The organism is Bauldia sp., from assembly GCA_037200845.1.
Taxonomy (GTDB): domain Bacteria; phylum Pseudomonadota; class Alphaproteobacteria; order Rhizobiales; family Kaistiaceae; genus DASZQY01.
In genome coordinates this window covers 2,286,761-2,310,972 of the sequence record JBBCGQ010000001.1, presented here as the reverse complement: position 1 = coordinate 2,310,972, position 24,212 = coordinate 2,286,761, and the positions used below count along the sequence as shown (strand labels likewise).

At 65.7% G+C, this 24,212-nt stretch carries 24 protein-coding genes, 4 tRNA genes and 1 pseudogene; 19 read left to right on the top strand and 10 right to left on the bottom strand.

The window, feature by feature from the left end:
• Positions 1-298 precede the first annotated feature (298 nt).
• Positions 299-736, bottom strand: coding sequence for a phosphoribosyl-AMP cyclohydrolase (gene hisI / locus WDM94_11465; GenBank protein ID MEJ0013216.1), 438 nt, complete (start codon positions 734-736; stop codon positions 299-301).
• A gap of 265 nt (positions 737-1,001) precedes the next feature.
• Positions 1,002-1,636 (bottom strand): annotated as a pseudogene (gene folE, locus WDM94_11460) (GTP cyclohydrolase I FolE).
• Positions 1,637-1,823: 187 nt separating this feature from the next.
• Between folE and WDM94_11455 the strand changes: the two are divergent.
• The 3 genes from WDM94_11455 (at position 1,824) to yidD (ending at position 3,301) form a co-directional block, all read left to right on the top strand.
• Positions 1,824-2,261 (top strand): iron-sulfur cluster assembly scaffold protein, encoded by a 438-nt coding sequence (locus tag WDM94_11455; protein ID MEJ0013215.1) that lies wholly within the window; start codon positions 1,824-1,826, stop codon positions 2,259-2,261.
• Positions 2,262-2,278: 17 nt separating this feature from the next.
• Complete coding sequence (locus WDM94_11450) at positions 2,279-2,827, top strand: DUF302 domain-containing protein (protein MEJ0013214.1); 549 nt, start codon at positions 2,279-2,281, stop codon at positions 2,825-2,827.
• Positions 2,828-2,971: 144 nt separating this feature from the next.
• On the top strand, positions 2,972-3,301 hold the full coding sequence (gene yidD / locus WDM94_11445) for a membrane protein insertion efficiency factor YidD (protein MEJ0013213.1): 330 nt from the start codon (positions 2,972-2,974) through the stop codon (positions 3,299-3,301).
• Between the two features lie 3 nt (positions 3,302-3,304).
• Here yidD and WDM94_11440 read toward each other — a convergent pair whose 3' ends face one another.
• Complete coding sequence (locus WDM94_11440) at positions 3,305-4,105, bottom strand: hypothetical protein (GenBank protein ID MEJ0013212.1); 801 nt, start codon at positions 4,103-4,105, stop codon at positions 3,305-3,307.
• 120 nt (positions 4,106-4,225) lie between these two features.
• Between WDM94_11440 and thrS the strand changes: the two genes are divergently transcribed.
• Positions 4,226-6,205, top strand: coding sequence for a threonine--tRNA ligase (thrS, locus tag WDM94_11435; protein MEJ0013211.1), 1,980 nt, complete (start codon positions 4,226-4,228; stop codon positions 6,203-6,205).
• A gap of 824 nt (positions 6,206-7,029) precedes the next feature.
• Here the strand turns inward: thrS and WDM94_11430 are convergent.
• Both WDM94_11430 and WDM94_11425 read right to left on the bottom strand, forming a co-directional pair.
• Complete coding sequence (locus WDM94_11430; GenBank protein ID MEJ0013210.1) at positions 7,030-7,329, bottom strand: hypothetical protein; 300 nt, start codon at positions 7,327-7,329, stop codon at positions 7,030-7,032.
• Positions 7,293-8,162: a hypothetical protein gene (locus tag WDM94_11425; GenBank protein ID MEJ0013209.1), complete on the bottom strand. Its 870-nt coding sequence runs from the start codon at positions 8,160-8,162 to the stop codon at positions 7,293-7,295. The genes WDM94_11430 and WDM94_11425 overlap by 37 nt, the downstream gene beginning before the upstream one ends.
• A gap of 96 nt (positions 8,163-8,258) precedes the next feature.
• On the opposite strand from WDM94_11425, the gene WDM94_11420 reads away from it, so the two are divergent.
• Both WDM94_11420 and WDM94_11415 read left to right on the top strand, forming a co-directional pair.
• On the top strand, positions 8,259-8,834 hold the full coding sequence (locus WDM94_11420) for a nitroreductase (GenBank protein MEJ0013208.1): 576 nt from the start codon (positions 8,259-8,261) through the stop codon (positions 8,832-8,834).
• Positions 8,835-8,899: 65 nt separating this feature from the next.
• The gene (locus WDM94_11415; GenBank protein ID MEJ0013207.1) at positions 8,900-10,039 is read left to right on the top strand and encodes a DUF2336 domain-containing protein; all 1,140 of its coding nucleotides are present in this window, start codon (positions 8,900-8,902) and stop codon (positions 10,037-10,039) included.
• Here the strand turns inward: WDM94_11415 and WDM94_11410 are convergent.
• A complete protein-coding gene (locus tag WDM94_11410; protein MEJ0013206.1) occupies positions 10,036-10,818 on the bottom strand; it encodes an NAD kinase in 783 nt (260 codons plus the stop codon). The two genes, WDM94_11415 and WDM94_11410, sit on opposite strands and share 4 nt — an antisense overlap.
• Before the next feature lie 165 nt (positions 10,819-10,983).
• Here WDM94_11410 and purU point away from each other — a divergent pair, with 165 nt between their 5' ends.
• Together purU and folD are read left to right on the top strand one after the other, a co-directional pair.
• Complete coding sequence (gene purU, locus WDM94_11405; protein ID MEJ0013205.1) at positions 10,984-11,853, top strand: formyltetrahydrofolate deformylase; 870 nt, start codon at positions 10,984-10,986, stop codon at positions 11,851-11,853.
• Positions 11,853-12,755 carry a bifunctional methylenetetrahydrofolate dehydrogenase/methenyltetrahydrofolate cyclohydrolase FolD gene (gene folD / locus WDM94_11400; protein ID MEJ0013204.1) on the top strand — a complete coding sequence of 301 codons (903 nt, stop codon included), beginning with the start codon at positions 11,853-11,855 and terminating at the stop codon, positions 12,753-12,755. The genes purU and folD overlap by 1 nt, the downstream gene beginning before the upstream one ends.
• 62 nt (positions 12,756-12,817) lie before the next feature.
• On the opposite strand, the gene WDM94_11395 is transcribed toward folD, so the two are convergent.
• From WDM94_11395 to WDM94_11380, 4 genes are all read right to left on the bottom strand, one after another.
• Entirely contained in the window at positions 12,818-13,447 is a 630-nt protein-coding gene (locus tag WDM94_11395) for a hypothetical protein (GenBank protein MEJ0013203.1), read from the bottom strand.
• A 282-nt stretch (positions 13,448-13,729) separates the two neighbouring features.
• Positions 13,730-13,804, bottom strand: a tRNA-Thr gene (locus tag WDM94_11390).
• A 135-nt stretch (positions 13,805-13,939) separates the two neighbouring features.
• Entirely contained in the window at positions 13,940-14,755 is an 816-nt protein-coding gene (gene rlmB, locus WDM94_11385; protein ID MEJ0013202.1) for a 23S rRNA (guanosine(2251)-2'-O)-methyltransferase RlmB, read from the bottom strand.
• Positions 14,752-15,180, bottom strand: a complete 429-nt coding sequence (locus tag WDM94_11380) for an MmcQ/YjbR family DNA-binding protein (GenBank protein MEJ0013201.1) — start codon at positions 15,178-15,180, stop codon at positions 14,752-14,754. Before WDM94_11380 ends, rlmB begins: the two co-directional genes overlap by 4 nt.
• Before the next feature lie 41 nt (positions 15,181-15,221).
• Between WDM94_11380 and WDM94_11375 the strand changes: the two genes are divergently transcribed.
• The 11 genes from WDM94_11375 to rpoB all read left to right on the top strand — a co-directional run bounded on the left by WDM94_11375 (position 15,222) and on the right by rpoB (position 24,212).
• A tRNA-Tyr gene (locus tag WDM94_11375) sits at positions 15,222-15,307 on the top strand.
• Between the two features lie 81 nt (positions 15,308-15,388).
• Positions 15,389-15,462, top strand: a tRNA-Gly gene (locus WDM94_11370).
• Positions 15,463-15,485: 23 nt separating this feature from the next.
• Positions 15,486-16,115, top strand: coding sequence for an EF-Tu/IF-2/RF-3 family GTPase (locus WDM94_11365; GenBank protein ID MEJ0013200.1), 630 nt, complete (start codon positions 15,486-15,488; stop codon positions 16,113-16,115).
• A 52-nt stretch (positions 16,116-16,167) separates the two neighbouring features.
• Positions 16,168-16,243: transfer RNA gene (locus WDM94_11360), tRNA-Trp, on the top strand.
• A gap of 190 nt (positions 16,244-16,433) precedes the next feature.
• The gene (gene secE / locus WDM94_11355; protein MEJ0013199.1) at positions 16,434-16,646 is read left to right on the top strand and encodes a preprotein translocase subunit SecE; all 213 of its coding nucleotides are present in this window, start codon (positions 16,434-16,436) and stop codon (positions 16,644-16,646) included.
• Positions 16,647-16,664: 18 nt separating this feature from the next.
• Complete coding sequence (gene nusG, locus WDM94_11350; protein MEJ0013198.1) at positions 16,665-17,195, top strand: transcription termination/antitermination protein NusG; 531 nt, start codon at positions 16,665-16,667, stop codon at positions 17,193-17,195.
• 224 nt (positions 17,196-17,419) lie between these two features.
• A complete protein-coding gene (gene rplK, locus WDM94_11345) occupies positions 17,420-17,848 on the top strand; it encodes a 50S ribosomal protein L11 (protein MEJ0013197.1) in 429 nt (142 codons plus the stop codon).
• Positions 17,849-17,853: 5 nt separating this feature from the next.
• Positions 17,854-18,549 carry a 50S ribosomal protein L1 gene (gene rplA / locus WDM94_11340; GenBank protein MEJ0013196.1) on the top strand — a complete coding sequence of 232 codons (696 nt, stop codon included), beginning with the start codon at positions 17,854-17,856 and terminating at the stop codon, positions 18,547-18,549.
• Between the two features lie 329 nt (positions 18,550-18,878).
• Positions 18,879-19,397: a 50S ribosomal protein L10 gene (gene rplJ, locus WDM94_11335; protein MEJ0013195.1), complete on the top strand. Its 519-nt coding sequence runs from the start codon at positions 18,879-18,881 to the stop codon at positions 19,395-19,397.
• 54 nt (positions 19,398-19,451) lie between these two features.
• On the top strand, positions 19,452-19,823 hold the full coding sequence (rplL, locus tag WDM94_11330) for a 50S ribosomal protein L7/L12 (GenBank protein MEJ0013194.1): 372 nt from the start codon (positions 19,452-19,454) through the stop codon (positions 19,821-19,823).
• Between the two features lie 264 nt (positions 19,824-20,087).
• Positions 20,088-24,212, top strand: coding sequence for a DNA-directed RNA polymerase subunit beta (rpoB, locus tag WDM94_11325; protein ID MEJ0013193.1), 4,125 nt, complete (start codon positions 20,088-20,090; stop codon positions 24,210-24,212).

Sequence of the window (24,212 nt, the reverse complement as noted above, 5' to 3'; positions counted from 1 at the left end):
TCTCGCCTACCTCGCCAATACAGCGGCGTCTTTTCCTCTCCGCTTTCCCCGCGAAAGCGGGGATCCAGGTTTGGGTTGGAGTTCGGGAAAGAGAACGGAGCGCGGTGCGGCCCCTGGACCCCCGCTTTCGCGGGGAAGCGGAGGGAGTCGTGCCCGTGGCAGTCTCCCGCCCTCCGCTCATCCCCGCGAAAGCGGGGATCCATGTGGAGTGGCTTGGGAGTGGAGTAGGGAAGCGGAGCGCGATGTCACGTGAGTCCCCGCTTTCGCGGGGACGAGCGGCGGGAGGTTCCTGCCCGCGCTACGGCTTCCGCGGCATCGCCTTGTCGAACACCAGCGCGAGGTCCGGAGTCGGGGCCGCGCCCGTCGGGACGCTGCGGTAGAAGCACGAACGGTAGCCGGTATGGCAAGTCACGCCATCGCCGGCGACGCGCACCTTGAGCAGCACCGCGTCCTGGTCGCAATCGATGCGGATGTCGGCGACGGCGAGCGTGTTGCCGCTCTCCTCGCCCTTCCGCCACAGCTTCCGGCGCGAACGCGACCAGAACCAGCCCTGCCGCGTCTCGATGGTGCGGGCGAGGGCCTCGGCGTTCATGTGCGCGACCATGAGCACATCGCCCTTGTCGGCATCGACGGCGATGGCAACGATCAGCCCGTCGGCATCGAACTTCGGCGAGAGGGCGGTGCCGGCTTCAACGGTGTGCTCGTCGGCGCGGGGGGCGAATTGGGCAGTGGGCATCGGCTTGGTCCCGAATGGAGTCAGGTTGTTCAGAGCGAGGCGCCAAACCTATCCACCTGCTCATCTCCGCGAAAGCACCATCCCCTCTGTCGTCCTTCGGCGAGGCCGAAGGCCTCGACCGGTGGACCGAGTGCGGCATTCAAATAATGGCGAAGCTTTGCAGAGGCGGGTCCTCCGGTCGGCGCTGCGCGCCGCCGAAGGATGACAGTTGGTGGAGGAAGGAGCGGAGCGCGGGGAAAAGCGACGGCAGGAAAGAGCGACCGGGCTACGCCCCGGAATGCCCGCCCTTGACCAGCGTCACGAACCGCATCTGCTCCGCCGGGTCGTCGCGGAGGCGCCGGTGAACTGCGTCGTCACGGTGCTCGCGCCATGCGCCTTGACGCCGCGCAGCGTCATGCACTGGTGCTCGGCTTCGATCATCACGGCGATGCCGCGCGGCTTCAGCGTCTCGTCGATGGCCGATACGACTTCCGAGGTCAGCCGCTCCTGCGTCTGCAGGCGGTGGGCGAAGACCTCGACGACGCGGGCGAGCTTCGACAGGCCGACGACCTTGTTGTCGGTCGGGTAGTAGGCGACGTGCGCCTTGCCGACGAAGGGCACCATGTGGTGCTCGCAGTGCGAGAAGAACGGAATGTCGCGGACGAGCACCATGTCGTCGTAGACGCCGATGTCCTCGAAGGTGCGCTCGAGCGGCACCTCGGCCGACTGCTCGTAGCCGGAGAAGAATTCGCCGTAGGCCTCGGTGACGCGCTTCGGCGTGTCCTTGAGGCCGTCGCGATCGGGATTGTCGCCGGCCCAGGCGATCAGCGTGCGGACGGCCTTTTCGGCCTCCTCGCGGCTCGGGCGCTCGATGTGCCGCGCCGGTGCGACGGCGACTGGCTTCTTGAAGACGGCTTCCATCGGATTCCCCGTTTGCGCGACCGACGCTGAGATAATGTGCTGGCTTATATAGGCAGAGGCTAGCCGCTTGGAAGCCGCCCTCTGTCAGTAGTGTGACAGGGCTTAAAAAAGCTTTCCAAATCCTATAGTTGGCGCGGTTATCCCGTCCGGCGATGGCCGCGGGCGCGATGCTTGCTATATTCGGGCCATGCTCGACGACATCTACAACAGGCAGATTCTGGAGTTCGCTGGGACGATCCCGCGGCTGGGGCGGCTCGACGCGCCGGACGCCACAGCGAGCGCGCACTCCCGCCTCTGCGGATCGACCGTCACCGTCGATCTCAAGATGGACGGCGATATCGTCACCGACTTCTCGCATGATGTCAGGGCCTGCGCGCTCGGGCAGGCGTCGTCGTCGATCATGGCGCGGCACGTGGTCGGGGCGAACGCGGCGGAGCTTCGCGCCGTGCGCGAGGCGATGCGGAAGATGCTGAAAGAAAACGGGCCGCCGCCGGAGGGACGTTTCGCCGAGCTTCAGTTTCTGGAGCCGGTGCGCGACTACAGGGCGCGGCATGCCTCGACCATGCTGACCTTCGATGCGGTGGTCGACGCGATAAGTCAGATCGAGGCGAAGCGCGCGGTCTAGGGTTCGGGGGTCCACACGTGGAAGACGGACTGGTTACGCTGGTCAGCCGGCGGTCGGTGCATGACACGATCGACGCGCTCTGCGAGGCGGTCGCGAAGGTCGGCCTCGAGGTGTTCCTGCGCATCGATCATGCCGCCAACGCCGCCAAGGTCGGCATGACGTTGCGGCCGACCGAGCTGCTGATGTTCGGCAACCCGGTCAACGGCACCATCCTGATGGAAGACGAACAGGCGGCGGGACTCGACCTGCCGATGCGGGCCGCTGGCGTGGGAGGACGAGAACGGCGAGGTCTGGCTGACCTACAACGATCCGCACTGGATCGGGCGCCGGCACGGGCTCGGCTACAAGAGCCAGACCGTGCTCAAGACGATCGAAACCGGCATGGCGACGATCGCGCGAGCGGCGACCGGCAACTAGCGGATCTGCATCGGACGCGAGCGCGTCGATACGACGGCCCACGCAAAGCGGATGGCGGCAAGGCGGCCGATACCGACGCGGCGGTAGTCGAGGTAGTGCTGGATGAAGCTGGCCATACGATTTATTCCCTTGGCCTCGGATGCCCCTGACGACCCCACGACGACGGTCCAGAGCCTGTGCCCGAGTGGTGAATTTTCGGTTAGGGCACGCGGGCACTGCGCCGACGCTGCGTCGCTGTAGCCGGTTTCTGTGACAGATTGCCGGGACGCCGTTCGGGCACCTACATAGGGGCGATGAGCGATCTCTCCCTCACGCGCGTGCCCGGCCTTCTCGGCATCGGCGCGATCAGGCTTTACCGGCTGTTCCTGTCGCCGCTGATCGGGCGCTCGTGCCGCTATCTGCCGACGTGCTCGGAGTACACGGAGGAGGCGATCGCGAAATACGGGCTGTGGCGCGGCTCGTGGATCGGGCTGGCGCGGCTGCAGCGCTGCGGGCCGTTCGGCGCGTCGGGCTTCGATCCGGTGCCGGAGACTTTGCCGACGGACGCCGCGTGGTATCGGCCGTGGCGCTACGGGCACTGGACCGGCGACCACATTCACCCGGATACGCGGCTGGACGTCTGAAGTTTACAGGGGCGGAAACACCTCGGCGCTCAAAGACTGGCCTGTAGTTAGAACTTGCATCGCTCTGGCAATCACATTCCACGTCAGAGACATGGCCTTTTTTCGTTCCGGCCAACTGGTGTTTACAAAATCGCCGTGTCGAAAATGATCGGAGAGCTTCTTCACATCGTCGTCGATAGTCTCACGACGTACTTGAAGAGATTCTCGAAACAGTAGCCATTCAGCTTCCTGGACACGTGGAACTTCCACCCCTCGCACTACCTCGCAAATCATTCTCGCTACCGTCTCAATTGCGAGGAAGCAGAAGAATGTTGTGAGGGCCCGGTCACGAAGACCGTGATTGAAGCATCTCAAGGCGTGGTCCAGTCGCGGATGGGCGGGCGTGAATTGGACCGGCGAGAAAAATGGAAGCTCTTTCCGTGTGAACGCTGCTTGCTGTTCCGGCGTATCGAAAAACACCGGTTCGAAGACACCAAGGATCTCGCTTTCTTCACCAGATATGATGCTCGTGACTTCCACGTCGTAACCACAGAAATTTGCAAAACTAAGTCGATCGACGATGTTGCGTAAGACGAGATTCGCCACCGTTGAAGCGTGGAGCAGGTTGTCGAAACCCGACGACGAGGTAATTGACCCGACTATTTGCGAGCCGAAACAGAGAGCTGAGAATTCAATTTCTCGATCTTGCAGTCGAGCGTGCTGTTTCTGAATATTGAAATAGGCGTGGGCGCGTTCTGGCAGGACTTTTCCGTTGAAGAAACAAGGCTGGTTAAAGCCTTTGCTGCCGTTTGAGGTTTCGCTCATCTGAAAGACCTTTCACGTAGAACCGCGTGCTTGACTGTTGACGTGGTTTGCGCGACGACGCTAACTGAGTCACCCCGAAGCTTACCCGCGCTCGTACGTGGGAGTGAGCAGGAGAGAACGATGATCCACCTGACCTTCCCCGACAATTCCGTTCGCGAATTTCCGGCCGGCATCACCGGCAGGGATGTCGCCGAGGGCATCTCCAAGTCGCTCGCCAAGAAGGCGGTGGCGATGGCGCTCGACGGGACCGTCGCCGACCTTTCCGACCCGATCCAGAAAGACGCGAAGATCGAGATCGTGACGCGCGACGATCCGCGCGCGCTGGAGCTCATCCGCCACGATGCGGCGCACGTCATGGCCGAGGCGGTGCAGGAGCTCTATCCCGGCACGCAGGTGACCATCGGTCCGGTGATCGAGAACGGTTTCTACTACGACTTCTTCCGCAACGAGCCGTTCACCACCGACGACCTGCCGAAGATCGAAGCCAAGATGCGCGAGATCGTGCAGCGCAATCTGCCCTTCACCAAGGAAGTGTGGTCGCGCGACGACGCCAAGCAGGTGTTCGCCGACAAGGGCGAGATGTTCAAGGTCGAGCTGGTCGATGCGATTCCCGCCGACCAGCAGATCAAGATCTACAAGCAGGGCGACTGGTTCGATCTCTGCCGCGGGCCGCACATGGCCTCGACGGGGCAGATCGGGCAGGCGTTCAGATTGATGAAGGTCGCCGGCGCCTACTGGCGCGGCGACGCGCGCAACCCGCAGCTCACGCGCATCTACGGCACCGCCTGGCAGAGCGAGGAGGAGCTGAAGCGCTACCTCACCATGCTCGAGGAGGCGGAGAAGCGCGACCATCGCCGGCTCGGCCGCGAGATGGACCTCTTCCATTTCCAGGAGGAGGGGCCGGGCGTCGTCTTCTGGCACCCGAAGGGCTGGACGATGTTCCAGGCGCTGATCGCGTACATGCGCCGGCGGCTGCGCGCCGACTACCAGGAAGTCAACGCGCCGCAGATGCTCGACAAGGTGCTGTGGGAGACGTCCGGCCACTGGGGCACCTTCCGCGAAAACATGTTCAAGGTGCAGCCGGCCGGCGACGAGATCGACGACAACGATCGCCTCTACGTGTTGAAGCCGATGAACTGCCCGGGCCACATCCAGATATTCAAGCACGGGCTGAAATCTTACCGCGACCTGCCGCTGCGCTTCGCCGAGTTCGGCGCCGTGCATCGCTACGAACCGTCGGGCGCGCTGCACGGGTTGCTGCGCGTGCGCGGCTTCACGCAGGACGACGCGCACATCTTCTGCACCGAGGAGCAGCTCGCGGCGGAGTGCCTGAAGATCAACGACCTGATCCTGTCGACCTACGCCGACTTCGGCTTCAGCGAGGTCGTCGTGAAGCTGTCGACGCGGCCGGAGAAGCGCGTCGGCTCGGACTCCGCCTGGGACGAGGCGGAAGCCATCATGCTCAACGTGCTGAAGACGATCGAGGCGCAGTCGGGCGGCAAGGTGAAGACCGGCATCAACCCGGGCGAGGGCGCCTTCTACGGGCCGAAGTTCGAGTACGTGCTGCGCGACGCCATCGGCCGCGACTGGCAGTGCGGCACGACGCAGGTCGATTTCAACATGCCCGGCCGCTTCGGCGCCTTCTACATCGACGCCGACGGCTCGAAGAAGACGCCGCTCATGGTCCATCGCGCCATTTGCGGCTCGATGGAGCGCTTCCTCGGCGTGCTGATGGAAAATTACGCCGGGCATTTCCCGCTGTGGTTCGCGCCGGTGCAGGTCGTCGTCGCGACGATCACGCAGGACGCCGACGACTACGCCAGACGCGTCGCGGCGGAACTGACCCGGGCGGGGCTGCGCGTCGAGACCGACCTCCGCAACGAGAAGATCAACTACAAGGTGCGCGAGCACTCGCTGCAGAAGGTGCCGGTGATCCTGGTATGCGGCCGGCGTGAGGCGGAGGAGTCTTCCGTCAACATTCGCCGGCTCGGATCGCAGGACCAGAAGTCGATGTTGCTCGCCGACGCGGTCGCGGCCCTGCAGCAGGAAGCCGAAGCGCCGGACGTCAAGCGCGAGGCAGCCGAGGCGAAGGCGGCGTAGGCCGCGGGGAGGAGGCACACCCCTCCCCAAAACGCCTCCGGCGTTTTGACCCTCCCGCAAGGGGAGGGTTCAAGCGGAGTCCGGGTCGTGCAGCAAGCTGAGCCCTCCCCTTGCGGGAGGGCCAAAACCGCAAAGCGGTTTTGGGGAGGGGTGTCTCTCCACGAGTCCGACCGCATGTTGGTCCCGAGGGAGAGATGACGCCAATGGCTAGGCGCCTGTCTCCGCGAAAATAAGTTATCCCCGCGACCCAAACCTCCCCGACAATATGCCCATCCCCGCTCACCCGAGGGCGCAACTCGAGGCGTTCGTGGTCGCGGAGCGGGGATGCGGTTCCCTGCCGGCTCCGGTTACGCAACCGGGTCGCGGGGCGAAGCGTGGCTGGTCCGTCGGCACTACGACCGTCCCGCCCACCTCGGGCTTGAGTTCGTCGCGTTGAGGCCCCGCCGGCACGCCGGAGAGGCGCTTCCCCAAAGCTACGTCGGGGAGCTAGCCGCGATGGACCGAAGTGCCGGCCGGCTTCGACAACGGCCGCGGCGGGCGCCCGGATGGCGCCCACAAACGCGGACTACCCGCTCGGCACCAGCCGGGCGCCCGCCACCCCTCGGATTTTCGGAGAGGAAATGAGGAAGGATCAGGACTCGGATGCGAATGCATCGCGAGAACGCGGAGCCGTATCCTCCACTCCGCTCATCCCCGCGAAAGCGGGGATCCAGGAGTCAGAGCACGCACGGCAGGCAAGGATGACGCACCTCGATCTCCGCTTTCGCGGGGAAAGCGGAGGGGATGCGAACGGTGCACGACGGGGAATGCGCGAGGCGGAGCCGCTACTGTGCCAATACCTCGACGTCGCGATCGCTGCCCGCCTCGACGCTGAATTTCTTTTCGAATGTCTTGCCTTCGTGCTTGGCGAGCGCGGTGTAGTCGCCTTCAGCGAGGATCACCGTCGGGAAGGCGCCGACGCTTTGCACGACGTTGGTGCCGCCGTTGGTCTGCACCGTCCACGCGGTGTCGGCCAGCGCCTCGCCGCCGTGCTGCTCGACCAGCTTCAACGTCATGCGCGCTGCCTTCTGGAACACCGTCGCCTCGGTCAGCTTGCCGGGGTCGATCTTGATGTCGGCGCGCACGATGGCGTTCGCCTCGCCAAATTTCGAGACGACGTGGTAGACGCCGGCGTTGAGGCTGATGACATGGCCGGGCGGGGCGTTGGGGACCAGCAGGAAGCGTTCCTCCGAGCCCGCCTCGTCGGGGGCGTAGATGTCAAAGGTGACCTCGCCTGGTGCAGCGGCTGGTCCTTGTTGTTGTTGGCCATCAGGCGCACGCCGCCGGCGTTCAGCACCACGACCTCGCCGCCGGTGCGGCCGTTGACCGAAATCTTGCGTGTCGCTCCGGCGCGGCCGTAGGCGGCGTGCACATAGTAAGTGCCCGGGTTGAGGCCGAAGTAGACGATGCCGCCGTCGGCCTCGCCGAGAAGCTGGAGGTGGCCGTCGGGGCCGGGCGTGTCGCCGAAGATGCGCCACTTGACGCCATCGCCGAGCGGCGGGCCCTTGGGGGCGAGCCGCGCCTCGAGCGTGAACGAGCCGGGGCGGATGTCGGAGGGCGGGCCGACGTCGGGTTGCGCATCGGGCGCGACGTCGGGGACCGCGTCGAGGTCGTCACCGCTGCCGGCGCCGATGTCGTCGGTGCCGTCGCCGGAATCGCCCGAGTCGATCGCGTCGCCGCTGTCGTCTCCGCTGTCGGCGGGCGGCGTGGCGCCCTTGGTCGCGGCGGCGGCGGAGAGGAGCGGGATCGCCGGGGCATCGGTGGTGTCGGCCGCGGCGCCCTTGTCGGGGGCAAGCCGCGGCAGCGGCACCTCGACCGGCTGAGCGAGCGCGGGCAGGGCAAGGCCGACGGCGCAAATGCCGCCTGCAACCAGCAGGCGCCAGCGGCGCGGAATCGTGTCGGTTTCCCCGGGTTTCACGTGAGGCAGAGTCCGCGTTTCCGTGGCGAATTCAAGGCCCATACTGCGCGCATTGGTCGATTTGCTTTCCCGGCGAAATCGGCCACAGTCCGCGCCATGACCGACGCGCTCGACCTGCTCAAGACCCGCAAATCCATCTCCGCCCAGTTTCTCGCCGGCCCGGGGCCGACAGACGCGGAACTGACCGAGATGCTGACCATCGCGGCACGCGTGCCCGACCACGGCAAGCTGACGCCGTGGCGTTTCATCCTGTTCAAGGGCGACGAGCGGCGGAAGGCCGGCGAGGCGCTGGCGAAGCTGTTCGCTACGCGCAATCCGGCGGCGGACGAGAAGCAGATCGAGGAGGAACGGGCGCGCTTCGCGCGGGCGCCGCTGGTAGTGGCGGTGGTCAGCCGGGCGGCGGCGCACCCCAAGATTCCGGAATTCGAGCAACTTCTCTCTGCCGGGAACGCCGCCTTCAACCTGGAGCTGGCGGCCCACGCGCTGAGCTACGCCGCGCAGTGGACGACCGGCTGGGTCGCCTACGACGAGGAGGCTGGGCGCATTCTCGGCCTTCAGCCGGGCGAGCGGTTCGTCGGCTTCATCCACATCGGCAAGTCGACGGTGCCGTTCACCGACCGGCCGCGGCCGGCGCTCGGCGATGTCGTCAGCGAGTGGAAGGCGCCGACTTAGGCCGGATTTCCACCGCTTTTCATGGTGAACGGATCGTTAAAGATTCGGGCGGCAGTATCCGCCGCATGATCGTTCGCGAATTCCTCATCTGGATCGAAACGGCGCCGGCGCCGCGGCGGGCGGAAGCGGCGCACGCGCTCGCCCGCGCCTACCTTTATGCCGACGTCGACGACGAGACGCGGAGCGCGATGGAAGCGGCGCTGACGCTGCTGCTCGACGACACGTCTTCCGACGTCCGCCTGGCGCTCGCCGATTCTCTCGGCTCCAGCGACAAGGCGCCGCGCCACGTCATCGTGACGCTCGCCGCCGACCAGGCCGACGTCGCGGAACTCGTATTGTCGCGCTCGCCGCTGTTCATCGACGCGGAGCTGGTCGACATCGCCGCAGCCGTCGCCGGGCGGCTGCAGATCGCCATCGCGAAGCGGCCGGTGCTTTCCAATGCCGTTGCCGCGGCCATCGCCGAGGTCGGCGACCGCGAGGCGTGCCTGACGCTGCTCGCCAATCCCGGCGCAGCGATCGCGCGCATCAGCTTCCGGCGCATGGCGGAGCGGTTCGGCGAAGATTTCGAGGTGCGCGATGCGCTGCTCGGGCGGAAGGACCTGCCGGCCGACGTCCACCAGCGCATCATCCGCGCCGTCGGCGACCAGCTCGGCGCGCTGATCGTGCGCAAGGCCTGGGTGCAGGAGCCGCGGGCGAAGGTGGTGACGCGCGAAGCCTGCGACCGCGCCACCGTCGCCATCGCGGCGGAGACCGAGACGGAGGAACTGTCGGCGCTGGTCGAGCATCTGCGCGTCACCGGGCAGCTCACGACGGCGCTGCTCTTGCGCGCCGTGTGCGCCGGCAACGTCGCATTCTTCGAGACGGCGCTGGCGTCGCTGTCGGGCGCGCCGCAGCATCGCATTTCCAGTCTGGTGCGCGCCGGCCGCGTTTCCGGACTGCGCGCCGCCTACGCCAAGGCCGGATTGCCGCCGCTGGCGTTCGACGCATTCGCGGCCGCGCTCGACACGTGGCGGAAGGCGGCGGGCGAGGGCGGGCCGACCGACAAGTACCGCTTCACGATGCAGATGGTCGATGCGGTGATCGCGCGCTACGCCGACATCACCGACGGCGAGATGAACGACCTGACGACGATGCTCCGGCGCTTCGCCGCCGACCAGGCGCGCGAAGCGGCGCGCGATTTCGCCAAGGCGGCGGTGGCGGCTTAATACTTGAACTGCTCGGTGAGGATGCGTTCGTCCCACGAGTGATCGGGATCGAACAGGATCACGCTTTGCGCGGTGCGATCCTGGTGGATGGTCACCTCGACCACCGACTTGAACTCGACGTTGTCGGCGACCGCATTGATCGGGCGCTTCTCCGTTTCCAGCGCCGTGATCTTGACCGTGACGTGATCGGGGAGCAGCGCGCCGCGCCACGTGCGTGGGCGGAAGGCGCTGATCGGAGTGAGCGCGAGGAGGGGCGCGTAGATCGGCAGGATCGGGCCGTGCGCCGAGAGATTATACGCCGTGCTGCCGGCGGGCGTCGCGACCAGCAGGCCGTCGCAGATGAGATCCTCCAGCCGCGTGTGGCCGTCGATGGTGATCGTGAGCTTCGCCGCCTGGTAGGACTGGCGGAGCAGCGAGACTTCGTTGATGGCGTAGGCGGTCTGCGTGGCGCCCGTGGCGTCCAGCGCCGCCATCACGAGGGGATGGATGACGCTCTCGCTGGCCGCGGCGATGCGGGCGGGGACGTTGTCCTCGGTGAGGTCGTTCATCAGGAAGCCGATGGTGCCGCAGTTCATGCCGTAGATCGGCTTGCCGGTGTTCATGAAGGCGTGCAGCGTCTGCAGCATGAAGCCGTCGCCGCCGAGCGCGACGATGACGTCGGCCTGCTCGGGCGCGACGCCGCCGTAGCGGGCGATGAGGCGCGCCTGCGCGGCGCGCGCTTCGTCGACACCGCTCGAAATGAAAGCAATGGACGCGTTCTTGAGCCGCCCGCCCGCCATTTACGCGCTCCCGCAATGAGGCGGCAGGCAGTACCACGCGCGCGCGCGGAATTCCAATTTGCGATCATCCCCTAACCACGGCCAAACGCCGCGGTTGCGGCAAGGGCGGGCGTTCGCTATCGGTCACGCGGCCTTTGATCCCGCGAGCGCACGAGTCCCTTCCCGATGGTGGCCGAGCCGGCACGATTTGTCCTGACGCTTTCCTGCGGCGACCGGCGCGGCATCGTCGCGGCGGTGGCGAACAGCATCGCGTCGCAGGGCTGCAACATCGTCGAGAGCGCGCAGTACGGCGACCCGGAGACGGAGCGTTTCTTCATGCGCGTCTCGTTCTCGGCGCCGAACGACGTCACCGTGAAATCGTTCAGCGACGGCTTCATGCCGGTCGCGACCGGGTTCAATTTTCAGTGGACGCTGCACGACCTGACGGTGAAGCCGCGCGTCCTCATCCTGGTCTCCAAGTTCGGCCACTGCCTCAACGATCTGCTCTACCGCAACTCAATCGGCCACCTGCCGATGGAGCTGACCGGCGTCGTATCCAACCATGACGCCATGCGGCGGCGGGTCGAGGCGGAGGGCATCCGCTATTTCCATATGCCGGTGACGGCCGAGACCAAGGCGAAGCAGGAAGCAAAGCTCTTGGCGCTGATCGACGACGAGAAGGTCGAGCTGATCGTGCTCGCCCGCTACATGCAGGTTTTCTCGCCGACGATGATTGCGCGGCTGGCGTCGCGTCACGTGTCGGCGATCAACATCCACCACTCGTTCCTGCCGAGCTTCATCGGCGCGCGACCCTACCAGCAGGCGCGGCAGCGCGGCGTGAAGCTGATCGGCGCCACGGCGCACTACGTCACGCCGGAGCTCGACGCCGGGCCGATCATCGAGCAGGACGTCGGGCGCGTCGATCACGCGATGGCGGAGGAGGAGATGATCGCCGCCGGGCGCGACATCGAGGCGACCGTGCTGGCGCGCGCGGTGCGCTTCCATCTCGAGCATCGCGTGCTGATCAACGATAGCCGCACCGTGGTTTTCTCCTGATGACGGCGCGGCTGATCGATGGGCGCGCGATCGCCGCGGAGGTCACGGCACGGGTCGCCGACCAGGCGCGGCGGCTGAAGGCGGAAGCCGGGATCGTGCCGGGCCTCGCCGTGGTGCTGGTCGGCAACGATCCGGCAAGCGAGATTTACGTCGGTGCCAAGGGCAGGAAGGCAGAAGAGCTCGGCTTCCGCTCCGTGCAGCACACGCTCGCCGCTGCGACGGGCGAGGTGGAGTTGCTGGCGCTGATCGAGAAGCTCAACCGCGACCCGGCGATCCACGGCATCCTGGTGCAGTTTCCGGTGCCGGCGCAGATCGACCGCGTTAGGGTCGTCGAGGCGATCAGCCCGGCGAAGGATGTCGATGGTCTGCATCCGATCAACGTCGGGCGCCTCGCCGCCGGCATCGGCGGCGGCATGGTGCCGTGCACGCCGGCGGGATGCCTGATCCTGATCCGGCGGTCGGTGCCGGATGGGCTGGCGGGGAAAAACGCGGTCGTCGTCGGGCGCTCGGCGCTGGTCGGACGGCCGATGGCGCAGTTGCTGCTCGATGCCAACTGCACGGTGACGGTGGCGCATTCCAAGACGCGCGATCTCGCGGGCGTCGTACGCGGCGGCGACATCGTCGTGGCGGCGGCGGGCAGGGCGGAGATGATCCGCGGCGACTGGATAAAGCCGGGCGCGGTCGTCATCGACGTTGGTGTGACGCGGTTGCCGGCGCCGGAGAAGGGGCCGGGCAAGACGCGGCTCTCCGGTGACGTTGCCTTCGCCGAGGCCGTGGAGGTCGCCGGCGCGATCACGCCGGTGCCGGGCGGCGTCGGGCCCATGACCATCGCGATGTTGATGGCGAATACGCTCACGGCCGCCTGTCGAGCCGCCGGAATCGCACCGCCGGATTTTGCGTAAAAAGAAACCCGGCGGGGGAGATCCGCCGGGTTCCCGTGCTCGACAGAGGTCCGTCGCTTAAATTAGTTGCCGAGCTTCGCGATCATGCGGCAGAGCGCCACAAGGTCCGTGTCGAAGGCGCCCGGCGAGCTCAGGATCGACGAGCAGCGCAGGCGGAGCTGCTGCTGTTCGCCCGAGCCGAGGCCGTTGAACGCGACCTGGATCTGAGCCGCGGTCGCGCCGCCGCCGTTGCCGCCACCACCACCGTTGCCGCTGCCGTTACCGCCAGCGCCACCGTTGCCACCGCCGCCGCCATTGCCGGCTCCGCCATTGAGCAGACCGCCGAGGTCGATGCTGAGGCCACCGTTGCCGCCCGTGCCGCCCAGCCCGAGCCCGCCCAGATTGACGTTGGCCGACGTGCCGTCCGGATTGGTGGTCGAGGCGATCAGCGGGCCGCTGTTCGTGCCGACGCCGACGGTCGTGTTGGTGCCGGTGGCGTTGGTGTTGACCGAGGCGAGGTTGCTGCCGCCGCCGACCGTGGCGCCGACGTTGGTCCCGCCGACGCCGACGGAGACGTTGGCGCCGCCGCTGGACGTGGTGTTGGCGCCGATGCCGATGCCCAGCACGTTGACCTCCGCGGCACCCGCAGGAACGATGGCGGCGCTCATCATCAAGCCGGCGCACACCGCAGTCAGAACTAGAATCCGTGTCATGGGTTTCCTCTTTTGGTTGCAGCGCAGCACACAACGGAACCGCAGGGACGGATGCGTCATTGCTCGCGTACAACCACTAGGCGCCGGGGTTTTCTAACCGGGCCTGAAGCAAATTCGGAGGATTCTACTCAAACCGCGCCGAGTCAGGGCTGCCTGGCTTATGATCGGCATGGTCGTCAATTTTCACGATAGCGTGAATTGCCAGTGGGGTGGAATGTTGCACTGCAACTACGGCATGTGCTCGCCATGGTGGCGGAGGGGCGCGGCGCCGTGGGGTGGCAGTGGTGCCGGATGAGGGGATTGAACCCCCGACCTTCGGTTTACAAAACCGCTGCTCTACCGCTGAGCTAATCCGGCCCGAGTCTCGCGCGCGGTTTCGCTTTAGCAGCGCGGCATAGCTCCGGAAAGGGCGTGCGCGGCTGGTTCATCATCCCGCGCTCGGGCAACCGCGCGGCAGGTATCCCCGCCGCGAGTCTCGATCTCACCCAGGCATCAGGCGCCGGCGTTGAGATGCCGGCTGGCGAGATAGAGCGCCAGCGCGGCGGCGTTCGAGACGTTGAGGCTGGTGATGGCGCCCGGGACCTTGAGGCTCGCGACCACGTCGCAGGTTTCCTGCGTCAGCCGGCGGAGGCCCTTGCCTTCGGCGCCGAGCACCAGCGCAATGCGCGGGCCCGTGAACGCGGTCTCGATGTTCGCTTCCGCGTCGCTGTCGAGGCCGACGCGGGTGAAGCCCATGCGGCCGATCTCCTCCAGCGCGCGGGCGAGATTCTGCACCTCGATCCATTTGATCTGGTCGAGCGCGCCCGAGGCGGCCTTGGCGAGCGTGCCGCTTTCGGCCGCGGCGTGGCGGCCGGTGGTGACGATGGCGTCGGCGGCGAAGGCGACGGCGGAGCGCAGGATCGCGCCGACATTGTGCGGGTCGGTGACCTGATCGAGGACGACGATCAGCTTTGCCGCGGCGATGGCGTCGAGGCCGAGCGCCGGCAGCGCGGCGACCTCGAGCGCGATGCCCTGGTGGACGGCATCGGTGCCAAGCAGGCGGTCGAGATCGCGCGGGTGCGCGTCCTCCGGCGCGAAGGGCAGCGCGGCGCCGGCTTCGGCGACACGGGCGACGGCATTGGGCGTCGCGAGGATGCGGTTGATCTTGCGACGCGGATTGTTGAGCGCGGCGGCGACGGCATGGATGCCGTAGATCCACAGCGAGTCCGGCCGGCGCTCGGCCGGATGCAGCGTCGCCAGCCGCTTCTGCTCGGCGATGCGCTGCTGCTGGCGCTCCTGGCGCTCCTGGGGGGTGTTGTGGCGGGTCATGGGTTCACCTTGGCGATCACCAGCGCGGCGAGCTTCTTCGGGGCGATGGCGCGGTAGCTTTGCGCGATCCAGGTCTTGAGGAGATCGGTGTTGGGCTTCTGGCCGGATGGTATCTGTGCGGTTATCCAGCCGCTCCGTCCCAGTCCATAGCCGGTCGGCTCGACGTAGGGGAGCGTCAGCGCCATCTCGGACGACAGCGGCAGCTTCACGCCGACGCGGAGCTGATCCTCGACCAGCCCGAGGAACACGAAGATCTTGCCGCGCACCTTGATGACGCGCTCGCCCCACGGAAACTGCTCCGACGCCTCGGGAAGCGACAGGGCGTAGCGCCGCAGCGCGGTTTCGGCCGCGGTATGGGAAGGAGGTGCCGGCATCACGCTTCTATAGATACGCGGCGCGTTGACAGCAAACAGGCCCGTCGCCATAAGACGCCGACCTTTTTCGGGCGGCTCCGGCCGCTCCAAGGGGGAGAGTGTCCCGAGTGGCAAAGGGGGCGGACTGTAAATCCGCTGGCTTACGCCTTCGTAGGTTCGAGTCCTACCTCTCCCACCACGCTTCGCCCTTCGGGCTACGCGTGGCGCAGCCACGCCCTTTCGGCCGGACACGCCGATCCTGTACAGTGGTTCTTGGTTCGCGGGTGTAGCTCAATGGTAGAGCAACAGCCTTCCAAGCTGATGACGAGGGTTCGATTCCCTTCACCCGCTCCAACAATAACAATCCGGGGGATCTGATGATTTTCGCGTTTATGCGCCGGGCCGTGCTGGTTACCGGTGCGGTCGTCGCTTTGACGGGCATGGCGCGGGCGGACGACGCCTTGTTCCTGCCGGTCGCCGATGTCTTCCCGATTTCGGGGATGGGGACGGTGGCCCTCGGCACTGTGGTGCGCGGGGAAATCCACACCGGCGATGCGGTCGAGGTCGTCGGCGGAGCGGGGGCGCCGATCAAGGCGACCGTGCTGCAGTTGCAGATCCATGCCGCCAACGTCGATAGCGCGAAGGCCGGCGACGACGTCGGGGTGCTGCTCCGCGGCGTCGACCAGGACACGATCGAGCGCGGGCGCGTCATCGCGGCGCCGGGTTCGGTGACGGCGCATACGCACGTCACCGCGGAGATCACGCTCGCCGCCGAGGGCGGGCGCTCGACGCCGGTAGCCGACGGATACCGGCCGCTGCTCGCGATATTTACGGCGAGCGTCAGCGCGACGCTGAAGCTGGGCGATGCCACTCTGGCGCCTGGCGGCAAGGCGACGGTGCCGGTGGAGCTCGAGGACCCGGTGGCGCTGCTGGTCGGCGACACGTTCGACGTGACCGAGGGTGGACGCTCGGTCGGGTCGGGGACCGTAGTTTCGATCGAGGATTAGCGCGCGAGCGCTTGCGGTCGGAGGGGCCGCTTGTTATCTCGACGCCAGCGCTAGGGGTATAGCTCAGTTGGTAGAGCGGCGGTCTCCAAAACCGCAGGCCGTAGGTTCGAGCCCTACTGCCCCTGCCAGCGCTGTTTTACGGCTGAAATGCTGCCTTGCGGCATGGGTGCCTCTGAATGGCCACAAATAGCGCTTGACGGCGTGCTTTTTCCCGGGTTATCGGGCTTGAGAATCCTTTCCAAAGGCCTTATGTAGCCTTCCCTAAGCGCCCGACGCGCGAGCCAATAGGTTCGCGCGTCGATCAGTTATGAGCGGTACATGGCCGAAAGAACCAATCCTCTTCAATTCCTCCAGCAGGTGCGGGCGGAAGCGGGCAAGGTCGTCTGGCCGAGCCGGCGCGAGACGGCGGTTTCCACGGTCATGGTGATCGCAATGGCGTTCCTGGCGGCGATCTTCTTTCTGACCGCCGACCAGGTCATCAGCTACGCGGTGAAGTTCCTTTTGGGCCTTGGCAGCGGCACGACGGGCTAAGGGGCGGCAGCGGGTCTAATGGAAAAGAAGTGGTACATCGTCCACGCCTATTCGAATTTCGAGCGCAAGGTCGCCGACTCGATCCGTGAGAAGGCCCAGCAGACCGGGCTTGCGGACCTGTTCGATGAAATCCTCGTGCCGACCGAAAAGGTGGTCGAGGTGCGCCGCGGCCGCAAGGTCGATGCAGAGCGCAAGTTCTTTCCCGGCTACGTGCTGGTGAAGATGACGATGACGGATGAGGCCTATCACCTCATCAAGAACACACCGAAGGTCACCGGCTTCCTCGGCGCCGACAACAAGCCGATGGCGATTTCGGAAGCGGAGGCGAGCCGCATCCTGCAACAGGTGCAGGAAGGCGTGGAGCGTCCCAAGCCGTCGGTCTCCTTCGAGATCGGCGAACAGGTTCGGGTGGCGGACGGTCCGTTCGCTTCCTTCAACGGACTGGTCGAGGAAGTCGACGAAGTCCGTGCCCGCCTCAAGGTGGCGGTTTCGATTTTCGGCCGGGCAACTCCGGTCGAACTCGAATACGGCCAGGTGGAGAAGCTTTAGCGACGGTGGTCATTCGAGTTCGACCATTCTTCGCATGAAAAAGTGCCCCGTTTCGCGAAGCGAAACGGTGGCGAACTGGAATACGGGCAGGTCGAGAAGCTCTAGCTCCTCGCTCTGTTCGTCAGTGGCTGTGGAAGGCGAGGCAGTGTTTGCCAACGCTGACTGAACCGAACCACGGCGTCCTTGCCGGCGATTAGTTCGCTGGCGTCGCGAAAGGAAGTGACATGGCAAAGAAAGTTGCCGGGTATTTGAAGCTTCAGGTACCCGCCGGCGCGGCCAACCCGTCGCCGCCGATCGGTCCCGCGCTCGGTCAGCGCGGCATCAACATCATGGAATTCTGCAAGGCGTTCAACGCCCAGTCGCAGGAAATGGAGAAGGGTTCGCCGATCCCGGTGGAGATCACCTACTACCAGGACAAATCCTTCACCTTCAAAATGAAGACGCCGCCGGTGTCCTTCTTCCTGAAGAAGGCCGCGGCGATCCCGAAGGGCAGCCAGACACCCGGCCGCGGCACGGCCGGCTCGATCACCAAGACGCAGGTGCGCGACATCGCGACGAAGAAGCTCAAGGACCTCAACGCCACCTCGGTCGAGGCGGCGATGCGGATGGTCGAAGGCTCGGCCCGTTCCATGGGCCTCACGGTGACGGAGTAAGCGCCATGGCAATCGGCAAGAGAAACAAGACGGCTCTGGAAGGCGTGGATCGCGAGAAGCTCTACACGCTCAGCGAGGCCGTGAAGATGGTCAAGGAGCGCGCCAAGGCGAAGTTCGACGAGACCGTCGAGATCGCGATGAACCTCGGCATCGACCCGCGCCATTCGGACCAGATGGTCCGCGGCGTCGTCTCGCTGCCGTCGGGCACCGGCCGTACGCAGCGCGTCGCGGTGTTCGCGCGCGGTGCCAAGGCGGAAGAGGCGAAGAAGGCGGGAGCCGATGTCGTCGGCGCCGAGGACCTCGTCGAGAAGGTGCAGGGCGGCACGATCGATTTCGACAAGTGCATCGCCACGCCCGACATGATGCCGCTGGTCGGCCGTCTCGGTAAGGTGCTCGGCCCGCGCGGCCTGATGCCGAACCCGAAGGTCGGCACTGTCACCAACGACGTTGCGTCGGCGGTGCGTGACGCCAAGGGCGGCGCGGTCGAGTTCCGCGCCGAGAAGGCGGGGATCATCCAGGCCGGCATCGGCAAGGCGAGCTTCGACGAGAAGGCGCTGGTCGCCAACGTCAAGGCGTTCACCGACGCGGTGCAGAAGTCGCGCCCGGCCGGCGCCAAGGGAACATTCGTGCAGCGGGTCGCCATCTCCTCGACCATGGGTCCGGGAGTGAAGGTCGATCCGACGACGATCGCGACCGCGTAAGCGGGGCGGTCGGTATCAGGTTCCCGCCGGGTAACACCGGCGGGGTAGGCCTCCACCAGACGCAAGTCCGGTGGAGTCTGGGTGGCGGAGGTTGATCCTTCCGACACTCGATTCCTGTCCGAGACTGCAGGCGCCGGGCATCCGGCTTAATGCGATTTGCCTGCAATAGACGGGGGTAGCCGGGAGCAATTCCGGTTCGAACCTCTTGGCCCAACGGCGCCTAGTTCGGCGCCGGCTGGGGGACAGGCACGGAAGCGTCGTCCGCAGATTATCGCGGGCGGCAAACGCAACCGGCGGTCCCTCATACGGGCTGCCCAATGGAGAGAGGCATGGAGAGAGCGGAAAAAAGCGAGACGATCGCGACGCTGAACCAGGTGTTCAAGGACACCGGGACGGTCGTGGTTGCTCAATACACCGGTCTGACTGTCGCCGAGATGACTTCCCTTCGCGGGAAGATGCGGGCGGCAGGCGGCGGTGTGAAAGTCGCGAAAAACCGCCTCGTCAAGCGCGCTCTTGAAGGCACGGACGTCGGCCATATTGCGGACCTGTTCAAGGGTCCGACCGTGATCGCATTTTCGAAGGATCCGGTGGCCGCGGCCAAGGTCTCTACCGACTTCGCCAAGACCAACGAGAAGCTAGTCATTCTCGGCGGGGCGATCGGCAAGACCAATCTCAACCCCGACGGCATCAAGGCTCTCGCCGCGCTGCCGTCGCTCGATGAACTGCGCGGGAAGATCGTCGGCATGATTCAGACGCCGGCTACCCGGATCGCGCAGGTCCTCTCGGCACCGGCGGGCGCAGTCGCTCGCGTGGTCGGGGCGTATGCCAAAAAGGGCGAGGCGGCGTAGGCCGGTCTCACAAGTCACACAAGGTTCGAACCTAAAACTAAGGATCAAAGTAAAATGGCCGATCTGTCGAAAATCGTAGACGAACTCTCGACGCTCACCGTCCTCGAGGCGGCCGAGCTGTCGAAGCTGCTTGAAGAGAAGTGGGGCGTCTCCGCCGCTGCTCCGGTCGCCGTCGCGGCTGGCGGTGGTGCGGCTGCTGCCGTGGTTGAAGAGAAGACCGAGTTCGACGTGGTCCTCACGGACGCCGGTGCGAACAAGATCAACGTCATCAAGGAAGTCCGGGCGATCACCGCGCTCGGCCTCAAGGAAGCCAAGGATCTCGTCGAAGCCGCGCCGAAGGCCGTCAAGGAAGGCGTGTCGAAGGACGAGGCCGCCAAGCTCAAGGCCCAGCTCGAAGGGGCCGGCGCCAAGGTCGAAATCAAGTGACGGGAGGGGAGCGCGTCAGCGCTCCCGTCGAAGTCATCCTCGGGCGAGCGCAAGCGAGACCCGGGGATCTCGGGAAGTGAATACGTCGATAGCCGGGACAAATCGGCCACGACGGAAGAGCAAAGAGTGGCGACGCCGTCCCCAAGCCGGCGTCGCCCCTCAAGAACAGAGTACCGCGTTAGGAAAAACCGTTGCCCAGAGCGCCGGCGTCGCCGGCTTTCCGGACAACCGTTTCAGACACAAGACTACTGACCAGGAGTCACCATGAACCAGCCGTTCACCGGTCGCCGCAGGGTTCGCAGGTTCTTCGGTTCCATCCGCGAAGTGGCGGAGATGCCGAACCTCATCGAGGTTCAGAAGGCATCTTACGACCAGTTCCTGATGGTCGAAGAGCCCGACGGCGGTCGCCCGGACGAGGGCCTGCAGGCCGTATTCAAGTCGGTCTTCCCGATCTCCGACTTCTCGAACACGGCTCTGCTCGAGTTCGTGCGCTTCGATTTCGATCCGCCCAAGTACGACGTTGACGAGTGCCGTCAGCGCGGCATGACCTATTCGGCGCCGCTCAAGGTCACGCTCCGCCTGATCGTGTTCGATGTCGATCAGGAGACCGGCGCGAAGTCGGTCAAGGACATCAAGGAGCAGGAAGTCTACATGGGCGAGATGCCGCTCATGACGATGAACGGCACCTTCATCGTCAACGGCACCGAGCGCGTGATCGTCTCGCAGATGCACCGTTCGCCGGGCGTCTTCTTCGACCACGACAAGGGCAAGACGCACTCGTCGGGCAAGCTCTTGTTCGCCGCCCGCATCATTCCGTACCGCGGCTCGTGGCTCGATATCGAGTTCGACGCCAAGGACATCGTGCACGCGCGTATCGACCGCCGCCGGAAGATTCCGGTGACGTCGCTGCTCTATGCGCTGGGCATGGACGGTGAGGAGATCCTCAACACCTTCTACAACAAGGTCGTCTACAAGAAGACCAAGCAGGGCTGGCGTTTGCCGTTCAATGCCGAGCGCATGCGCGGCATGCGCGTCGTCAACGACCTGATCGACGCCGACTCCGGCGAAGTCGTGGTCGAGGCGGGCAAGAAGGTCACGGTGCGTCAGGCGAAGGCGCTGGCCGAGAAGGGCATCAAGGCGCTGAAGGTCGCCGACGAGGACCTCTACGGCCACTACCTCGCCGACGACCAGGTCAACCTCGAGACGGGCGAGATCTATGCCGAGGCCGGCGACGAACTGAACGAGAAGCTGCTCAAGCAGCTCGTCGATGCCGGCAACAACGAGATCACGGTCCTCGACATCGACCACGTCAATACCGGCGCCTACATCCGCAACACGCTGGCGGTCGACAAGAACGAGTCGCGCGAGGACGCGCTGTTCGACATCTATCGCGTCATGCGCCCGGGCGAGCCGCCGACGGTTGAGACCGCCGAGGCGATGTTCAAGTCGCTGTTCTTCGACTCTGAGCGTTACGACCTTTCCGCGGTCGGCCGCGTCAAGATGAACATGCGTCTCGACCTCGACGCCGAGGACACCGTGCGCGTGCTGCGCAAGGAAGACATCCTCGCGGTGATCAAGACGCTGCTCGGCCTGCGCGACGGCAAGGGCGAGATCGACGACATCGACAACCTCGGCAACCGCCGGGTTCGTTCTGTCGGCGAGCTGATGGAAAACCAGTACCGCATCGGTCTGCTGCGCATGGAGCGCGCCATCAAGGAGCGCATGTCGTCGGTCGAAATCGGCAACGTCATGCCGCAGGACCTGATCAACGCGAAGCCCGCGGCCGCCGCGGTGCGCGAGTTCTTCGGCTCCTCGCAGCTCTCGCAGTTCATGGACCAGACCAATCCGCTGTCGGAGATCACCCACAAGCGCCGCCTGTCGGCGCTTGGACCGGGCGGCTTGACGCGCGAGCGTGCCGGCTTCGAGGTGCGCGACGTGCACCCGACGCATTACGGCCGCATCTGCCCGATCGAGACGCCGGAAGGGCCGAACATCGGCCTGATCAATTCGCTCGCCACCTTCGCGCGGGTGAACAAGTACGGCTTCATCGAAAGCCCGTACCGCAAGGTGAAGGACGGCCGCGTCACCGAGGAGGTGCAGTACCTCTCGGCGATGGAAGAGGCCAAGTTCACGGTCGCCCAGGCCAACTCCGGCCTCGACGCCAAGGGCAAGCTCACCGAGGAACTGGTGGTCTGCCGCCAGGCCGGTGAAAACGTGATGGTGCCGCCGGACAAGGTCGACATGATGGACGTGTCGCCGAAGCAGGTCATCTCGGTGGCCGCGGCGCTCATCCCGTTCCTGGAAAACGACGACGCCAACCGCGCCCTCATGGGCTCGAACATGCAGCGCCAGGCGGTGCCGCTGATCCGTGCCGAGGCGCCGCTGGTCGGCACCGGCATGGAGCCGATCGTGGCGCGTGACTCCGGTGCCGCGATTGCGGCGCGCCGGGCGGGCGTCGTCGACCAGGTCGACGCGACCCGTATCGTCATCCGCGCGACCGAGGACCTCGATCCGTCGAAGTCCGGCGTTGACATCTACCGGCTGATGAAGTTCCAGCGCTCGAACCAGAACACCTGCATCAACCAGCGTCCGCTGGTGCGTGTCGGCGACCGGGTCGGCAAGGGCGACATCATTGCCGACGGTCCGTCGACGGACCTCGGCGATCTCGCGCTCGGGCGCAACTGCCTGGTCGCGTTCATGCCGTGGAATGGCTACAACTTCGAGGACTCGATCCTCCTCTCCGAGCGCATCGTGCGCGATGACGTCTTCACCTCGATCCACATCGAGGAGTTCGAGGTCATGGCCCGCGACACCAAGCTCGGGCCGGAGGAAATCACGCGCGACATTCCGAACGTATCGGAAGAGGCGCTGAAGAGCCTCGACGAGGCCGGCATCGTCTACATCGGCGCCGAAGTCGTCGCCGGCGACATCCTGGTCGGCAAGATCACGCCGAAGGGCGAGAGCCCGATGACGCCGGAAGAGAAGCTGCTGCGCGCCATCTTCGGCGAGAAGGCTTCCGACGTTCGCGATACCTCGCTCCGCGTTCCGCCGGGCGTCACCGGCACGGTCGTCGAAGTGCGCGTGTTCAACCGGCATGGCGTCGAGAAGGACGAGCGCGCCATGGCGATCGAGCGCGAGGAGATCGAGCGTCTCGCCAAGGACCGCGACGACGAGCAGGCGATCCTCGACCGCAACGTGTTCGGCCGCCTGTCGGACATGCTGGTCAACAAGATGGCGGTCGCCGGCCCGAAGACGTTCAAGAAGGGCGGCAAGATCACCAAGGAGACTCTCGACGAGCATCCGAAGAGCCAGTGGTGGCAGTTCGCGATCTCGAACGAGAAGCTGATGGCCGAGATCGAGGCCTTGCGGAACCAGTACGACGAGAGCCGCAAGGGTCTCGAGAAGCGGTTCATCGACAAGGTCGAGAAGCTGCAGCGCGGCGACGAACTTCCGCCCGGCGTGATGAAGATGGTCAAGGTTTTCGTTGCGGTGAAGCGCAAGATCCAGCCGGGCGACAAGATGGCCGGCCGCCATGGCAACAAGGGCGTGGTGTCCAAGATCGTTCCGGTCGAGGACATGCCGTTCCTCGAGGACGGCACGCACGTCGATGTGGTGCTGAACCCGCTCGGCGTGCCGTCGCGCATGAACGTCGGCCAGATTCTCGAGACGCACCTCGGCTGGGCCTGCGCCGGCATGGGCATCAAGATCGGGAAGCTTCTGGAGGCTTACCAGAAGTCCCAGGACGTGAAGCCGATCAAGAAGATGCTGAAGTCGATCTACGGTCCGAACAGCAAGAACGAGGATGTCGGCGAATACGACGACGAGTCGACCATTCGCCTTGCCGAGCAGTTGAAGGGCGGCGTGCCGATCGCGACGCCGGTGTTCGACGGCGCGCACGAGGCCGACATCGTCGAGATGCTGAAGGAAGCCGGGCTCGATGCTTCCGGCCAGTCGACCGTCTACGACGGGCGCACCGGCGAGCAGTTCGATCGTCCGGTGACCGTCGGCTACATCTACATTCTGAAGCTGCACCACCTGGTGGACGACAAGATCCACGCCCGCTCGATCGGCCCGTACTCGCTGGTCACCCAGCAGCCGCTCGGCGGCAAGGCGCAGTTCGGCGGCCAGCGGTTCGGCGAAATGGAAGTGTGGGCGCTCGAGGCTTACGGCGCCGCGTACACGCTCCAGGAAATGCTGACGGTGAAGTCGGACGACGTCGCCGGCCGCACCAAGGTCTACGAGGCGATCGTGCGCGGCGACGACACGCTGGAGGCGGGCATCCCCGAATCCTTCAACGTGCTGGTCAAGGAAATGCGCTCGCTCGGCCTCGACGTGGAGCTCGACAACTCGAAGGCGCGGCCGCCAGCGGCCGCCGATGCGGCGGAATAA

Excerpts from the sequence above, each read along its gene's own strand:
- hisI (MEJ0013216.1), bottom strand. The coding sequence starts at position 736 with ATGCCCACTGCCCAATTCGCCCCCCGCGCCGACGAGCACACCGTTGAA.
- WDM94_11455 (MEJ0013215.1), top strand. The coding sequence starts at position 1,824 with ATGCTCGACGACATCTACAACAGGCAGATTCTGGAGTTCGCTGGGACG.
- yidD (MEJ0013213.1), top strand. The coding sequence starts at position 2,972 with ATGAGCGATCTCTCCCTCACGCGCGTGCCCGGCCTTCTCGGCATCGGC.
- WDM94_11440 (MEJ0013212.1), bottom strand. The coding sequence starts at position 4,105 with ATGAGCGAAACCTCAAACGGCAGCAAAGGCTTTAACCAGCCTTGTTTC.
- thrS (MEJ0013211.1), top strand. The coding sequence starts at position 4,226 with ATGATCCACCTGACCTTCCCCGACAATTCCGTTCGCGAATTTCCGGCC.
- WDM94_11420 (MEJ0013208.1), top strand. The coding sequence starts at position 8,259 with ATGACCGACGCGCTCGACCTGCTCAAGACCCGCAAATCCATCTCCGCC.
- WDM94_11415 (MEJ0013207.1), top strand. The coding sequence starts at position 8,900 with ATGATCGTTCGCGAATTCCTCATCTGGATCGAAACGGCGCCGGCGCCG.
- WDM94_11410 (MEJ0013206.1), bottom strand. The coding sequence starts at position 10,818 with ATGGCGGGCGGGCGGCTCAAGAACGCGTCCATTGCTTTCATTTCGAGC.
- purU (MEJ0013205.1), top strand. The coding sequence starts at position 10,984 with ATGGTGGCCGAGCCGGCACGATTTGTCCTGACGCTTTCCTGCGGCGAC.
- folD (MEJ0013204.1), top strand. The coding sequence starts at position 11,853 with ATGACGGCGCGGCTGATCGATGGGCGCGCGATCGCCGCGGAGGTCACG.
- WDM94_11395 (MEJ0013203.1), bottom strand. The coding sequence starts at position 13,447 with ATGACACGGATTCTAGTTCTGACTGCGGTGTGCGCCGGCTTGATGATG.
- rlmB (MEJ0013202.1), bottom strand. The coding sequence starts at position 14,755 with ATGACCCGCCACAACACCCCCCAGGAGCGCCAGGAGCGCCAGCAGCAG.
- WDM94_11380 (MEJ0013201.1), bottom strand. The coding sequence starts at position 15,180 with ATGGCGACGGGCCTGTTTGCTGTCAACGCGCCGCGTATCTATAGAAGC.
- WDM94_11365 (MEJ0013200.1), top strand. The coding sequence starts at position 15,486 with ATGATTTTCGCGTTTATGCGCCGGGCCGTGCTGGTTACCGGTGCGGTC.
- secE (MEJ0013199.1), top strand. The coding sequence starts at position 16,434 with ATGGCCGAAAGAACCAATCCTCTTCAATTCCTCCAGCAGGTGCGGGCG.
- nusG (MEJ0013198.1), top strand. The coding sequence starts at position 16,665 with ATGGAAAAGAAGTGGTACATCGTCCACGCCTATTCGAATTTCGAGCGC.
- rplK (MEJ0013197.1), top strand. The coding sequence starts at position 17,420 with ATGGCAAAGAAAGTTGCCGGGTATTTGAAGCTTCAGGTACCCGCCGGC.
- rplA (MEJ0013196.1), top strand. The coding sequence starts at position 17,854 with ATGGCAATCGGCAAGAGAAACAAGACGGCTCTGGAAGGCGTGGATCGC.
- rplJ (MEJ0013195.1), top strand. The coding sequence starts at position 18,879 with ATGGAGAGAGCGGAAAAAAGCGAGACGATCGCGACGCTGAACCAGGTG.
- rplL (MEJ0013194.1), top strand. The coding sequence starts at position 19,452 with ATGGCCGATCTGTCGAAAATCGTAGACGAACTCTCGACGCTCACCGTC.
- rpoB (MEJ0013193.1), top strand. The coding sequence starts at position 20,088 with ATGAACCAGCCGTTCACCGGTCGCCGCAGGGTTCGCAGGTTCTTCGGT.